At 60.7% G+C, this 14,056-nt stretch carries 14 protein-coding genes; 6 read left to right on the top strand and 8 right to left on the bottom strand.

Annotated features, from left to right (window positions below; all coding sequences use genetic code 11):
- The first annotated feature begins 26 nt into the window (after positions 1-26).
- From odhI to IAU67_RS04075, 4 genes are all read left to right on the top strand, one after another.
- Positions 27-458, top strand: a complete 432-nt coding sequence (odhI, locus tag IAU67_RS04060) for an oxoglutarate dehydrogenase inhibitor Odhl (RefSeq protein WP_151841463.1) — start codon at positions 27-29, stop codon at positions 456-458.
- A 143-nt stretch (positions 459-601) separates the two neighbouring features.
- On the top strand, positions 602-1,342 hold the full coding sequence (ftsR, locus tag IAU67_RS04065) for a transcriptional regulator FtsR (RefSeq protein ID WP_151841464.1): 741 nt from the start codon (positions 602-604) through the stop codon (positions 1,340-1,342).
- 163 nt (positions 1,343-1,505) lie between these two features.
- On the top strand, positions 1,506-1,907 hold the full coding sequence (locus IAU67_RS04070) for a hypothetical protein (protein WP_158048378.1): 402 nt from the start codon (positions 1,506-1,508) through the stop codon (positions 1,905-1,907).
- A gap of 158 nt (positions 1,908-2,065) precedes the next feature.
- Entirely contained in the window at positions 2,066-2,647 is a 582-nt protein-coding gene (locus IAU67_RS04075; RefSeq protein ID WP_370451905.1) for a MerR family transcriptional regulator, read from the top strand.
- Here IAU67_RS04075 and IAU67_RS04080 read toward each other — a convergent pair whose 3' ends face one another.
- A complete protein-coding gene (locus IAU67_RS04080; protein WP_151841466.1) occupies positions 2,648-3,247 on the bottom strand; it encodes a hypothetical protein in 600 nt (199 codons plus the stop codon). It abuts the gene before it with no gap.
- A gap of 172 nt (positions 3,248-3,419) precedes the next feature.
- Between IAU67_RS04080 and IAU67_RS04085 the strand changes: the two genes are divergently transcribed.
- Positions 3,420-4,472, top strand: coding sequence for an NAD(P)-dependent alcohol dehydrogenase (locus IAU67_RS04085; RefSeq protein WP_151841467.1), 1,053 nt, complete (start codon positions 3,420-3,422; stop codon positions 4,470-4,472).
- A gap of 25 nt (positions 4,473-4,497) precedes the next feature.
- Here IAU67_RS04085 and IAU67_RS04090 read toward each other — a convergent pair whose 3' ends face one another.
- Positions 4,498-5,400, bottom strand: coding sequence for a 3-methyladenine DNA glycosylase (locus tag IAU67_RS04090; protein ID WP_225723432.1), 903 nt, complete (start codon positions 5,398-5,400; stop codon positions 4,498-4,500).
- Positions 5,401-5,405: 5 nt separating this feature from the next.
- Positions 5,406-6,278: a DMT family transporter gene (locus IAU67_RS04095; protein WP_151841468.1), complete on the bottom strand. Its 873-nt coding sequence runs from the start codon at positions 6,276-6,278 to the stop codon at positions 5,406-5,408.
- A gap of 47 nt (positions 6,279-6,325) precedes the next feature.
- On the opposite strand from IAU67_RS04095, the gene IAU67_RS04100 reads away from it, so the two are divergent.
- Entirely contained in the window at positions 6,326-7,213 is an 888-nt protein-coding gene (locus IAU67_RS04100) for a LysR family transcriptional regulator (protein ID WP_151841469.1), read from the top strand.
- On the opposite strand, the gene IAU67_RS04105 is transcribed toward IAU67_RS04100, so the two are convergent.
- From IAU67_RS04105 to gndA, 5 genes are all read right to left on the bottom strand, one after another.
- Entirely contained in the window at positions 7,210-8,673 is a 1,464-nt protein-coding gene (locus tag IAU67_RS04105) for an MFS transporter (RefSeq protein ID WP_151841470.1), read from the bottom strand. The genes IAU67_RS04100 and IAU67_RS04105 overlap by 4 nt on opposite strands.
- Positions 8,674-8,689: 16 nt before the next feature.
- Positions 8,690-9,754, bottom strand: a complete 1,065-nt coding sequence (locus tag IAU67_RS04110) for a hemolysin family protein (RefSeq protein WP_225723433.1) — start codon at positions 9,752-9,754, stop codon at positions 8,690-8,692.
- Positions 9,747-11,156, bottom strand: a complete 1,410-nt coding sequence (locus tag IAU67_RS04115; RefSeq protein WP_151841472.1) for a hemolysin family protein — start codon at positions 11,154-11,156, stop codon at positions 9,747-9,749. Before IAU67_RS04115 ends, IAU67_RS04110 begins: the two co-directional genes overlap by 8 nt.
- A gap of 9 nt (positions 11,157-11,165) precedes the next feature.
- Complete coding sequence (locus IAU67_RS04120; protein WP_151842362.1) at positions 11,166-12,335, bottom strand: DEAD/DEAH box helicase; 1,170 nt, start codon at positions 12,333-12,335, stop codon at positions 11,166-11,168.
- A gap of 249 nt (positions 12,336-12,584) precedes the next feature.
- Positions 12,585-14,054, bottom strand: a complete 1,470-nt coding sequence (gene gndA / locus IAU67_RS04125) for an NADP-dependent phosphogluconate dehydrogenase (RefSeq protein WP_151841473.1) — start codon at positions 14,052-14,054, stop codon at positions 12,585-12,587.
- Positions 14,055-14,056: the final 2 nt, after the last annotated feature.

Here is a 14,056-nt window from a genome sequence, read left to right on the forward strand (position 1 = left end):
TCAGCCGAATAATGAGAGGAAAAGATATGAGTGAAAACACTGGCCACTCTGAGGCATCCGTAGAGACTACCTCTGTTTACCGTTCCGACCTGCTGAAGGAAATGGAAGCAGGACAGAATGATGCATCACCTGCCAGTGTGGAGGGTCTGCCAGAAGGCTCCGCGCTGCTGGTGGTTAAGCGAGGACCTAACGCTGGTTCCCGTTTCCTGCTCGATCAGGAGAATACAGCTGCGGGTCGCCACCCAGATTCCGACATTTTCCTGGATGATGTCACCGTCTCCCGTCGCCACGCAGAGTTCCGTCGCAACGGCGACGAGTACGAAGTTGTTGACGTGGGATCCCTGAACGGCACCTACGTGAACCGTGAGCCTAAGAACTCCTCTGTTCTGGCCAACGGCGATGAGATCCAGATCGGTAAGTTCCGTCTGGTGTTCCTCAACGGCACAAAGGACGCGTAAAGCAAGTCCTTTGCCAACTCAAGCAGTCAAGCATTTTTGCTTGACTGCGACCCGTTTTCGGCAGGGGTTAACTGCCGGACTGTGAGTACTTTAAAATAGTCACAGACTATAAGCTTTTTGCGTTCATTTGGGAGAAATACGACGTGAGTGCACAGCCACAGCCAGCACATGATTCCGCCGTTCGCCGCGGTGCCGCATCGACATCCGGTGTGCTTCCGACCATTGGCATTGGCGATGTGCTGAAACAGCTGAAGGCTGACTTTCCCGATGTGACGGTCTCCAAGATTCGCTTTCTGGAATCCGAGGGCCTCATCAGCCCTCGCCGTAGCCAGTCGGGCTACCGTCGCTTTGCGCCAGAGGACATCTCCCGCCTGCGCTACATCCTGACGTTGCAGCGCGATAACTACCTGCCTCTCAAGGTGATCCGCGAGCAGCTGGAGGCTATGGATTCCGGCAAGGTCACCGCGGTTTCCTCGAAGCGCGCGGTCCAAGGTGCCGTGAGTGCCGAGCAGATGCGCTCCGTCGGGACACGCCGCCTGACCCGCGCTGATGTCTCCACCCGGGCAAGCGTTGAGGATTCCTTCACGAACTCGCTGATCCGCATGGGATTGATTAATGCCGACGCCTCCGGTTTCTTCTCCGTGGACGATGTGCACATCGTCCAGCTTGCCCACCAGCTGACGGAGTTTGGTTTTGACGGCCGTCACCTGAAGTCTCTGATGACCATTGCGAACCGCCAATATGACATGGTGGCGGCCGTGTCCGAGCCGCTAGCGCATGCGCGTGATGAGAACGCGAAGCAGCGCTCTGTCGAGACGGCGCATGAGGTATCGGCGCTGTTGATCTCATTGAACACCGCATTGATTAAGGGGAACCTTGGCTGATTGTAAAGTCCGGTTGCTGGGACGTCTGAGGACTCGCCGTGAAGGTGGGCCAGATGTCCTTCTGTTTTACACTCTGGATTACACTCGCGTGCTCCCGATATGGATTGACGGCGCACGGGATCTGGGAGGGCGCCCTGCCCACGGAAAATTGTTTGCCCAGGCGATGGGATCGGATCTTGACTCGGGTCGCTGGGATGCGGAGATTTCCACGGCGTTCCGCGGGCAGTTCACCGCCACGTTGACTCGCCAGGAGCAGCGGCTGGATGTTCCACCGTCGACTGTGGAGTTTCTGAGTCACGCCGGTGTCCTGGAGAACATCTCTGTGAAGGAAACCCTGGTGGACAAGATGCTGGATGTGAATCCGGAGTGGGTCCAGGCGATGATCGAGCTTGTGGGGGAGCAGGCGTTTGCTGATAACGCTGATAGCTCTGATGAACGGGGCGTGGTGTATCTCGAGCCTGACCTGGAGCCCTTTGAAGCAGACGGCCACACGCCGGAGCTGCAGATCGATGCGCTGAGTGACGCGGACTTCGATGATGAGCTGAAAAAGCTCCTCGGAGAATAACTGGGGAATAACACGCGTGTTGTTACAATTGTGAAATTTGTGACTCGTGTTAAAGTAGACTCTAAACCACTGCTTGAGGCTTTGGTGGGCGTCATGTTGACTCCCACGGCTTGCTAGCAGACAATGACACAGTGGGTTACATGTCAGGAGTGTAGGATATGCGCGAGCGCAACCAAGTCGACACCGAGATGGGCGTTGATGGTCCAGAGCAGGGTGCTTTGTTCGACATCTACGGTGCCGAAGACGAGGTTGGGTACCGTGTGCCCATCGCCTGCCAAGTCGCAGGCATTACCTACCGCCAATTGGACTACTGGGCACGGACCAACCTGGTGAACCCCACCGTCCGTGGCGCTCACGGCTCCGGTAGTCAGCGCCTCTACAGCTTCCGGGACATCCTGGTCCTCAAGATTGTGAAGGGCCTGCTGGACACGGGCATCTCCCTGCAGAACATCCGCAAGGCTGTGGAGAAGCTGGAGAACCTGGGCATCGATGACCTCTCGGGCATCACCTTGGTCTCCGACGGCACCACGGTCTACGAATGTCGCTCCCCAGAAGAGGTCATTGACCTGCTCAATGGCGGCCAGGGCGTGTTCGGCATCGCCGTGCCGGGGCTGCTGAAGGAGCTGAGCGGCACCATCAAGGCGTTCCCGAGCGAGAAGATTACCCCCGCTGCATCCGCTGCTGAAGACACGGCCGTGGACGAACTGGCCGCACGCCGACGCCTGCGTGGCGCGTCCTAACTAAGGTCGGGGGAACTCCAGGTCGCTGAGTGGGACCTGGGCCTCAGCGCCTAAGGCCTCGGCGGCGAAACTCGCGAAGGCTGACCCTGCCGATTGGTTGACGATGGTATCAGCCTCCGGGGTGCTGATCGGAAGAAGCGCGTACGTCGCGCTGCCGTTACTCATCATGCTCACCAAGGACGTGTTCACTGCGATCTGGGCGTCGCGCGCCGCGCTGATAGCCTTCGTGGCGTCCTGTGGGATCCATATTCCGGCCATAGTCTGGGCGCTGCCGTGATCAATGGACACCGCGTCCAAGCGCGCGATGGCCTCCGCATCGCTTAATGCCTTGACCGTTGCCTTAATGCAATGCTGCGCGGCCACCGGCTGGGAGGTGTTGAAGCGCTTCGCCAGCGCTTTCGCGGATTCTTTTGCCTCCGGCGTGGCCCACACCGTCATGGTGAAAGAGCCGTCCGGGCAGTGCCGGGCCTGTTCTTCGGTGTCCCGATAGATGGACCAACAGATCGTGAGCGTCATGATGACGACCGCAATGCCCACGGCGGTCAGTAGCCGCGAGCGCGCAGGGGCGCTCGGCGCTGGTGGCTGTGCATGACGGCCCACGGGCAAACCTCCCCACGTGCACGTTGGTGTGTAGTTGACTCTGACAGTGTAGCGAGTGGAGGAGCCATTGCCGGGGCACGCCACGGGCGTTGAGGTGAACTGTGGTTGGGTACGCTGGGCGTCGAATAAAAATTATTGAACATGTACTGAAAACACGCGTAGGCTTGTTGTCATGACAATTACCTCTCGAGTACTCCAGAAGACCGCACCGGACGCACCCTTCCAGATCGCAGAGATCGAACGCCGCGATCCCCGCGAGGATGACATCGTCATCGACATCAAAGCAGCCGGGATCTGCCACAGTGACATCCACACCATCCGCAACGAATGGGGCGAAGCCCACTTCCCACTGACCGTCGGCCACGAAATCGCCGGCGTGGTGGAAGCCGTGGGGGATAAGGTCACGAAGTTCAAGGTGGGTGACAGGGTCGGTGTGGGCTGCATGGTGAACTCCTGCGGTGAGTGCGAACAGTGCCTGAACGACCAGGAGCAGGATTGCCTCGAGGGCAACGTGGGCACCTACAACGCCGAGGACGTGGACGGCACCATCACCCAAGGCGGTTACGCGCAGAAGGTGGTGGTCAACGAGCGTTTCGTGTGCACCATCCCGAACTCCCTCAGCTTCGACGAAGCCGCGCCGTTGCTGTGCGCCGGCATCACCACCTACTCGCCGCTGGCCCGCTGGAACGTGCAGAAGGGCCAGAAGGTCGCCGTGGTCGGCCTGGGTGGATTGGGCCACATGGGTGTGCAGATCGCCGCGGCCAAGGGAGCAGATGTGACTGTTATTTCCCGTTCCAAGCGTAAGGAAAAAGAAGCCCTGGAATTGGGTGCGCAGCGCGTGTTGGCGTCCGGCGAGGAGGAGGATTTCTTTAAGAATCACCGCGGTGAATTTGACCTGATTCTCTCCACCATTTCTGCCACGTATTCGCTGAATGATTACCTGAAGTTGCTGAAGCCGCACGGCATTATGTCCGTGGTGGGATTGCCGCCCGAGCAGCTCAAGGTAGGCATGGGTAACCTGATTATTGGTGGCAAGGTTCTGACCGGAAATAACATCGGCGGCATCAAGGAAACCCAGGAGATGCTGGACTTTTGCGGCGAGCATGGCCTGGGTGCGGTCATTGAGAAAATCAGTGTGCATGAGGTGGATGAGGCCTACGATCGAGTTGTCGCGGGCGACGTGAAATTCCGCGTGGTCATCGATACCTCCACGTTTGAGGATTAATTTTTTATTCGACGCCCAGCTGGCCCTACCCGGCCAGCTGGGGAAAAGCGCACTCCACCGAGGCGAGTAATTCCTGACGGAGTTGCTGCCCGCGTTCCATGAGCGCTTGTTGGCGCCGGACATACTCGGCTCGCCCGGCGGGGGTTTCAATTTTTACGGGGGAAAAGCCCCAATCCGTGAGGTCGTAGGGGCTTGCCTCCATATCAAGCTGGCGCACATCGCAGGCCAGCTCGAAGGTTTTGAGCCATAGCTCGCCGGAGACCAGCGGGCCTAGCTTCGCGGCCCACTTGTAGAGGTCCATGGAGGCGTGCAGGCAACCGGGTTGCTCAAAGTCAGGCTGGGTCTGGCGCGTGGGCTGGTGTTCGTTTAAGGGGGCGGCGGCTTCGGTGAAAAAGCGGAAGGCGTCGTAGTGCGTGCACTTGATGTTGGCAGCCTCCACCACGGCCTGGGTTCCCTCCGCCTCGAGGCGCAGTGGTTCCGGGTGGCGTGGAGTGTCCTTGTAGACCATCGCCCATTCGTGGAGGCCGAAGCAGCCCAGTTGCGCGGGCCGGTGGAGGGTGAGGCTCACGAGCCTGTGGATGTAGCGGATGCCCTGTCCTCGTTTCTCCCACACCGCGTCCGTGTCCAAGGCCCAGACGGCGCCGCCATCGGTGGGGTACTGCTTGTAGAACCCCTTGTGTTGTGGCAGGCGTTCCTGATCGGCCTCGGTGATGCGCAGCTGTGTTCCGGGGCCCGGATGCCATTTCCGCAGCTGGCCGGGCTTGATGGGGTAGTAGGAAAACATGAAGTCCCACACGGGGTGACGCTGGCCCTGCTGGCGCCGCTCCACGGCGTCGCCTGTGAGTTCGTCCACGCGCCGTCTGTGCTGGTCCTGCAGGGTGTGCCAGTGGTCGCGCTCCAGGATCTCGGTCACGGCTGCATTAGTCACGTCTTCTATTGTGGTGTGCGGGCTGGCCGAAGTGAAATCAGGCAGGCTGCCGCGCCGAGGATGATGCCGATGATGGTGAAGCCGCTGATGGCCTCGCCCAGCGTCACCCAGGCCATGAGGCTGGCGGTGGCAGGGATGATCGCAAACAGGATGGAGGCGGCGCGGGCGCCGGCGCGGTGAATGCACGCGGAGTACAAGGTGGTGGCTGCCACCGAGGAGATGATGACCATGGCACCAACGATGGCGAGCCCCCGCGTCCAGTCCTCCACGGGACCGGGCATGAGTATTGTTGCTAAAGCCGCGATCGGGATGGACGCGGTGATGGCTACGGCGGTGATGACGAGTGGGTTCGTGCCGCGCACAAGCCGTCCCTGGTAGATCCCTCCAACCGTGAGTCCGGCTAGTGCCACGCCCACGCCGATGAGCGGCAGCCCGATCGAGTGATCTTGCGCGATGCGTGGTGCGCAGGCACACACGACTGCTGCGAGTGCAAGGACAAGGGATACGACGCCACGGCGGTCTTCCTTAGACTGTCCCATCACCAGCAGGAGCACTGAGGTGGTGACGGGATTGAGGGCGATCAACAAGGACGCAAGGCCCGCGGAGACCCCTTCTTGGAGCGCCCAATACAGGGCGGTGAATTGTACACCCTGGATCATGAGTCCAGCCACGGAGCAGTGAAGGAGTTGCTGCCGCGAGGGCAGCGGGATGCGCAGTGCTGCGACGAGTCCCCAGAGGACCACGGCGGAGGCGCTAAAGCGGAGAAGCAGGACCAGTCCGAAGGGCATGACTGCGACGGAGGCGCTGCCTAAGGGGTATCCGGCGGCGTAGGTCAGGATGGTGGCGATGGCGAGCCACACGGGAAGTTGTGCTTTCATGAGTCACGATTGTGGTTGAGCGCCGCTGGGAGCACTAGAATGTCAACATGTCATTGACAATTGAGTGCTTGCGCAGCATGGAGGCTGTGGCGTCGTTTAATAATATGACCCACGCCGCCCAAGCCCTCGGTATCACCCGGGCGGCGGTGAGTGCCCACGTCAAGAAGCTCGAAGCGCAATTGGGATGCCAGCTCGTCAAACCCCTGGGGCGGGGGATCATGCTCACCGCCGATGGGGAAATCTTGGCGGCACGGGCACGCGACATCATTACCCTGCACGACGATACGTTCCATGAGCTCGCCCCGCCTCACAGCAACGAACTGGTGATCGCCGCCACAGAGCACACAGCCCACAGCATTGTTCCTGACCTGCTGCATGCCCTTCGCGAGGCACAGCCACACCTGTCCTTCAGGGTGCGCCTGACCCGAAGCAGTAAAGCGCGCGATATGCTGCTCGACCAGCGGGCGGACATCAGCCTCTTCCTACGGCACCACATGCCGGGAGCTCAACACGTGGCGGATCTTCCGTTGGAATGGGTGGGTGTGGAGGACTCACCACGGGATGCCATGGTTGCGTTCCACAGGCCCTGCGCGGTGCGGGACCAGGCAATGGCGCACTATCAGGCCCATGCGCCGGGCGGATCTGCCATGACCATTGTGAAGGAGTGTGAGGACTTGGCCAGCGTGATGCAGGCTGTGGCGCACGGGCAGGGGATCACGCCGCTGATCCGCACGATTCCCTGGAGTAAACCGTTTAAGACTGTGTCCTTGCAGCCTTCAGCGGGAGATACCGGGAATGCGGGGAATGCGGGCTACATCGGGCGCGTGCCCTTGTACCTCGCTACCAGCGCGCGTGTATCACGCGCCATGATGCGCGAGATCCTCCACATACTGCGCCAAAGTCTCGGGCGCGTGGACCCGGGGTTGTCAAGCTAATGCGCCGCGTGAGCCCCTCCGGACTTCGGGTTCGTGCGGAAGTACCAGGCGGTGATGCCGGCGAACGCTGCCATCGCCACCACCAGTCCAGCAATTGTTGATCCATACGCGCTGGAATAGGCCCCAGCCGCAGCGCCATTCTCCGCGCCAACGTGGAGGGCATCCATCCCCAGCGCACGCAGCTCCTCCGGAAGCCGCGTGCTGTACAGCGCCGGCACGATCGAGCCCGTCACGGCAATAGATAGCAGCGTGCCCAGCTCGTAGGACACTTCCTCCATGCTGGCAGCCATACCCGTGCGCTCCGGGGGAGCCGCCCCAATGATGGCTGTCGAGGCCACGGACATGGTGAGGCCCGCGCCGATGCCTGTGATGATCAGTCCACCAATGAACGCGTAGAGGTGATCGCCACCTTCAGCGATCACCGCCACTGCCATGCCAGCGCCCATCGCCAGAAATCCTGTGACGATGATGTTTCTAAAGCCCCAGCGGTGCAGGTTCGCCCCGCCCAGGGCAGACATGGGAAGCGCCGAGAGCGCCACAGCAGAGATCACCAGGCCAGCCTGGAGCGGGCTGAACGCATCCACCAGTTGTAGCTTCTGCGTGGTGAGCATTTCCAGCCCCGCCATGCCAAACATCGCGCCGGCAGCCGTGACCACACCACCAGTGAAAATGGGGGAGCGGAAAATATCAAAGGTGAGCAGCGGATCTGCAAGCTTCTTCTGACGCTGAGTAAAGGCCCAGGCTCCCAGTACGCACAGGATCGCCGTGCCTAAGGCCAGCACCACATCGGGATGCGTGCTGGCCACAGATTTGATGCACAGCACCAGAGAGGACAAACTCACCAGAGCATAGAGGGAGGACAGCACATCCCACTGCTTGTGGGGGTTCGGCATATTGGGTGGCGCCAACCACGTGGTCAGCGCAATCGCGATGAGCACGATCGGCACGTTAATGAGAAAGACCGACCCCCACCAGTAATGCTCCAGCAGGAACCCGCCCACGGTAGGACCACTTGCTGCACCGACGACCGCGACAGAACCCCAGATGCCGATGGCCGTGTTGCGTTCAATCTCATCGACGAACGTCACGCGAATCAGCGCCAGCGTTGCCGGCATCATAATCGCTGCACCCAGCCCCAGGAACGCGCGGGCCACAATCAGGAATCCCGCGGAAGGAGCCACGGCCGCGCTCAAGGAGGCCAACCCGAATACGGTCAGGCCGATCAGGAACATCCTGCGGTGCCCCACACGATCGCCCAAGGTGCCCGTGCCCAGGAGCAGGCCGGCCAGCGTGAGCGCGTAGGCGTTGATAATCCACAACTGCTGGGTAGCGGTGGCGTGTAACTGCTCGCTGAGCGCGGGCAGCGCCGTATAGAGGATCGAGTTATCCAGGCCAATGAGCAGCAGCCCCAGGGATACCACGCCCAGAAAGGCCCAGCGTTGCCTGCGTGTTGTCTGCATGGTCTCCTGCGTATCGTTAATCGTCGTGCGTCCAATCTCGAACGGTGCCCACCAGCTCTTCGATGATGTCTTCCAGCGTCACCATACCGATGATCTGCCCGTGTGCGTCTTCTACCGCGGCGATATGACTGGAGGTACGCCGCATGTCTCGCATCGCCACGTCGAAGTTCACTCCGGACTTCACGCGGATCAGCGGGCGCACATCAGACATATCCAGCACCGGATCCTGATCCGAAGTGCCATCCTCGGCCAGGTTATCCAGCATGTCCTTGATGTGGATATATCCCGTCCAGTGGCCATCCGCATCCGTGATGGGGAAGCGGGAAAACCCGGTCTCCGCCACGGCACGTTCCACGTCTTCCACCTTGATGCGCGGCCCGGTCTGCCGAATCGCATGGATTTGCGACAGCGGAATCAGCACCTCCTCTAAGGTTCGACGGGACGAGCCCAAAGCCTTATCCAAGCGGTTGGCCTCCGCGGGAGCGATGAGCCCCTCGCTGCGAGACTCGGCAATCATGGATGCCAATTCCGACGGCGATACTCGAGAATCCAGCTCATCCTTTTGCTCCACACCAAACAGACGCAGCGTGTGGCGGGCAACCCAGTTGAGCATCACCATGATCGGATGCGCAATTTTCATAAAGAGAAGATGCGGCCCGACCAGGTATGTAGCCACCGTCTCCGGACCGGCCAAGGACACATTCTTCGGCACCATTTCACCCAAAATGATGTGCAAAACCGTCACGATCAACAGGGAAATGGCAAACGCCACCGGATGCAGAAGATTATCCGGCATACCCAGGGCATGGAACGGTCTCTCAATGAGGTGCGCGATCGCCGGTTCGCCGACCTTACCCAGCAACACAGAGGCCAACGTGATACCGAATTGTGCACCAGCCAGCATCATGGACAAGTCCTCAATCGCCGTCACGACCGATTGCGCCTTCCGGTTACCGGAGGCGATCATCGAATTGAGACGATCCTTGCGGGAGGAAATCAACGCGAATTCCACAGCCACGAAAAACGCATTCACCGCCAGAAGAAACACGGTGAGAATTACGCCAAAGTAGTCACTATTCACCGCGATCCTCCTTACCGTCATCCAGATTCAACTCGCGCAATTCCTGCTCAGAGAGGGGACGCACCCGCGCCCGATCCACGCGGCGATTATCCATGTCCTGAACCTCAGCCACCCAGCGATTGGGCAACCCGGACTCAAAACCATCCATGAACTCCCGATCATTTTGCGGAAGCAGCACGCTATCACCCACGGACGGAATCCGTCCCAACGTGGACATAATCAAGCCACCCAAGGTTTCATACGGCCCCTCGGGGGCGTGGTAGCCCACCGCATCGGAGAGCTCATCCACGCGCACCAATCCTGAGATCTCCCAGGACTGGCCGGCCTTGCGCACCTCGGCGTCCTCTTCCTTGTTATCGTGCTCGTCCCACACCTCGCCCACGATCTCTTCCACCACGTCCTCAATGGTGACGATTCCAGACGTACCGCCGTATTCGTCGGCAACCAGGACCAGCTGAGAGCCCGCGCGTCGTACGTGGTTGAGCACGGCGTCGCCCCCCAAAGAATCGGGGACGGTGGGCACGGGTCGGCATAGATCCTTGACCATGGTCATGGCGCGACGCTCGGCGGGAACGGTCAAGGCGTCCTTAATATGAACGACGCCAATGGTCTCGTCCAAATCGCCGCGCACCACAGGGAAGCGCGAATGCCCGGACTCCCGAGCCATCTGGATCAGATCCAGCGCCGTGTGTTCCGCCTGCAAGGTCTCCACGGTGGATCGGGGAGTCATGATGTCCTCGGCAGTCGCCTCGCCGAAGCGCAGGGACTTCTCCAACACGGTGGCCTTTGACAAGCTAAAGCCGCCGGCGCCGGTGGAATTACGCACCAGGGCGGACAGCTCAGCCGGGGAGCGGGCAGACGCCAACTCATCGGCCGGCTCAATCCCAAGCTTGCGCACGATGGCGTTGGCAGTGGAGTTCAAGGCGTTGATGAACCACTTGAGGCACTTATTGAACGTCCACACGGCCAGCACCGTGGTCCGCGCGGCCGTCAACGGCTTCGCAATCGCCAGGTTCTTCGGCACCAGCTCACCAAACACCATCGACAGGAACGTCGCAATGATCAGGGACAGGATCAAGGCGATGGCCATCGAGCTGTTTTCGGGAAGCCCGATGGCCTCCAGGACAGGGGTGAAGAACTGCGCCAGGATCGGCTCCGCCAAATAACCCGTGGCCAGCGTGGTCACCGTGATGCCCAGCTGAGCCCCAGACAACACGAAGCTTAAGTTTCCATGGGCACGTCGCACTAAGCGCGCCGTGGCGTCGTTCTTCTCCTTGACATGCTCATCGACGGTGGAACGTTCCAGCCCAGTCAGAGCGAATTCAATGGCCACGAACAAACCGGTCGCTGCTGTGAGCGCAACGAATCCGAGTAGGCCGACAATGGATAACACAATATCCATCGCGCGCGGTCACCTCCCTTTATCCACCAACGAACGGACTGTAGTCACAAGCTCACTGGGTGTGACAATCTTCGGGGACACACCAGCCTTCGTCATCATCTTCACCGTGTCTTGCTGCACATCCTTGAACGTCAGCGTGACCACGGTACCTTCGCTGCCCGCACGAGCCGTGCGGCCAGCTCGGTGGACATAGGCTTTGTGCTCGGCAGGCGGATCGATGTGCACCACCAGATCCACGCCCTTGACGTCAATGCCACGCGCGGCGATATCCGTGGCGACGAGCACCTGTGCCTCGCCCGAGGCGAAGGCGGCCAGGGTCTTCTCTCGCGTGGACTGGCCCTTGTCGCCGTGGAGAGCCACGGCGTGCACACCACGACGGTTCAGCTTCTTCGCCTGCCGATCCGTAGCGTGCTTGGTGCGCATGAACATCACCGTCTTCACGCCGAGAGCACCCAGCTCGATGACCGCATCATTGCGCTCATCGCGGTCAGCCATCACACCCAGCACGTGATCCATACGATCCACCGTGGCGGTGGCCTCCCCGGTGGAATGGGTTACCGGATCCTTCATGTACTTGTTGACCAGCACCTGCACATCGCCATCGAGGGTGGCGGAGAACAACAGATGCTGAGCTTCGGGGTCAATCAAGTCCATCAGGCGGGTGACTTGGGGAAGAAAGCCCATGTCCGCCATCTGATCGGCCTCGTCAATCGCCACCACAGACACAGCGTCAAAGCTTAAGATCTTCTGATCAATCAGATCCTGGGCACGTCCCGGCGTGGCCACCAGAATGTCCACGGGTCGTGCCAGGGCCGTGATATTCCGGGAAATCTTCACGCCACCCACCACGTCAAGAACACGCTGGCCCGCCGCATGTGCAATGGGCTCCAGGCGCTGACGGATCTGCGTGGCCAGCTCTCGGGTCGGGGCCAGCACCAGAGCGCGCGGTGCACGTGGGGCAGAGGCGCCGCCCTGCAGTCGGGCCACCATCGGCACGCCAAAGGTGAAGGTTTTGCCGGAACCCGTAGGCCCACGGCCCAAAATGTCGCGGCCCTCCAAGGCCTGGGGGATCGCCGCTTTTTGGATGGGGAAAGGATGCTGGGCGCCTTCCGACGCCAGAGCCTTCGCCAGCTCGTGGGGCACTCCGAGATCCACGAAGGTCACCGAGGTGTCCGCCATCGTCTGTGTGGACAGCGACGCTGGCGTGGTCGCGGTAGACGCGGCGCGCGTGTTCGCGGAAGCCTGCGAGGCGGCGCGCTTGCGTTGCTGTGGCTTCTGAGTGTGCGTACGACGCTTCGACTGAGCCGAGCCAGAACCATGATTCTTCCGGCGCCCGCCGGAAGAATCATTAATCACGCGGCTACCGCGCCGAACCACGCGGCGCCGCGGCGATGAACCAGAAGAACCGTCTGATGAGCCTCGGGGCACTTAAGCTTCAACCTCGCTACGGTCGCCAGACCACAAGGTATGGAAGCTCCCATCACGATCCACACGCTTGTACGTGTGGGCGCCGAAGTAGTCGCGCTGGCCCTGGATCAGAGCAGCAGGGAGACGCTCGGCCCGCAGTGAATCGTAGTAGGACAGGGAAGAGGCGAACACCGGAACCGGCTGGCCCAGCTGGGTTGCGATCACCACAATCCGGCGCCAGGAATCAATCAGCTCGGTCAGCTCACCCTTGAAGTATGGATCCAACAGCAGCGACGGCAGGGCAGGATCGGAATTATACGCCTCCCGGATACGGTTCAAGAACTTCGCTCGAATGATGCAGCCACCGCGCCAAATGGTGGCCAGGTCGCGCGGATCAACATCCCAGCCGTACTCATCGGAACCAGCCTTGATTTCATCAAAGCCCTGGGCGTACGCAACCAACTTGGAGGCGTAGAGCGCGCGGCGGACATCCTCCACGAACTGGTCCTTATCGATGTTCAAGGTCTCAAGGGTGGACAGCTCACCCGACGGTAAAGACCCGATGGTGGCGTTGCGCTGCTCCCGGGCGCCAGACAGCGCGCGGGCAAACACAGCCTCGCCGATACCCGTGGTAGGAATGCCCAGGTCCAGCGCAGCCTTCACCGTCCAGCGGCCCGTGCCCTTTTGTCCCGCCGAATCCACAATCACATCGACCAGCGGCTTGCCCGTGGCGGCGTCCACCTGAGACAACACCTCCGCGGTGATCTCAATCAGATAGGAATCAAGGTCGCCTTCATTCCAGGTCTTGAAGACCTCGGCAATCTCCGCGGGCTCCATGTTCGCCGCATAGCGCAGCAGCTGGTAGGCCTCGCCGATCACCTGCATGTCTGCATACTCGATGCCGTTGTGCACCATCTTGACGAAGTGACCAGCGCCATCAGGGCCGATGTGCGTCACACACGGGGTGCCATCCACCTTCGCCGCCACGGACTCCAACAGTGGGCCCAGCGCTTCCCAGGATTCCGCAGGGCCACCAGGCATGATGGACGGACCATTCAGGGCGCCCTCCTCGCCACCGGAAATGCCAGCGCCCAGGAAATTGATCCCGCGCTGGGACATCTCGGCCTCGCGTCGGATGGTGTCCGTGTACAGAGCATTACCACCATCGATGATGATGTCGCCCTCATCCATGGCATCGGCCAGCTGCTGGATCACCGCATCCGTGCCGGCACCAGCCTGAACCATGATCAACGCACGGCGGGGACGCTCCAGCGCAGACACGAATTCTTCGATGCTCTCCGCGGGAACGAAGCTGCCCGTGGAACCGAACTCCTCCATGAAAGCCTCAGTCTTGGCAGTGGTTCGGTTGTACACCGCAACGGTGTGTCCATTATTGGCAAAGTTCCGTGCAATATTGGCGCCCATCACAGCCAGACCCACCACACCAATGTGTGCTGACCCAACGGCGGAGGAATCGAAAGAAATAGTCATGT

This window comes from Corynebacterium zhongnanshanii, assembly GCF_014490575.1.
Classification (GTDB): Bacteria; Actinomycetota; Actinomycetes; order Mycobacteriales; family Mycobacteriaceae; genus Corynebacterium; species Corynebacterium zhongnanshanii.

What these genes read in the sequence shown, in the direction of transcription:
- odhI (WP_151841463.1), top strand. Translation starts at nt 27, where the DNA reads ATGAGTGAAAACACTGGCCACTCTGAGGCATCCGTAGAGACTACCTCT.
- IAU67_RS04070 (WP_158048378.1), top strand. Translation starts at nt 1,506, where the DNA reads ATGGGATCGGATCTTGACTCGGGTCGCTGGGATGCGGAGATTTCCACG.
- IAU67_RS04075 (WP_370451905.1), top strand. Translation starts at nt 2,066, where the DNA reads ATGCGCGAGCGCAACCAAGTCGACACCGAGATGGGCGTTGATGGTCCA.
- IAU67_RS04085 (WP_151841467.1), top strand. Translation starts at nt 3,420, where the DNA reads ATGACAATTACCTCTCGAGTACTCCAGAAGACCGCACCGGACGCACCC.
- IAU67_RS04095 (WP_151841468.1), bottom strand. Translation starts at nt 6,278, where the DNA reads ATGAAAGCACAACTTCCCGTGTGGCTCGCCATCGCCACCATCCTGACC.
- IAU67_RS04100 (WP_151841469.1), top strand. Translation starts at nt 6,326, where the DNA reads ATGTCATTGACAATTGAGTGCTTGCGCAGCATGGAGGCTGTGGCGTCG.
- IAU67_RS04105 (WP_151841470.1), bottom strand. Translation starts at nt 8,673, where the DNA reads ATGCAGACAACACGCAGGCAACGCTGGGCCTTTCTGGGCGTGGTATCC.
- IAU67_RS04115 (WP_151841472.1), bottom strand. Translation starts at nt 11,156, where the DNA reads ATGGATATTGTGTTATCCATTGTCGGCCTACTCGGATTCGTTGCGCTC.
- IAU67_RS04120 (WP_151842362.1), bottom strand. Translation starts at nt 12,335, where the DNA reads ATGGCGGACACCTCGGTGACCTTCGTGGATCTCGGAGTGCCCCACGAG.
- gndA (WP_151841473.1), bottom strand. Translation starts at nt 14,054, where the DNA reads ATGACTATTTCTTTCGATTCCTCCGCCGTTGGGTCAGCACACATTGGT.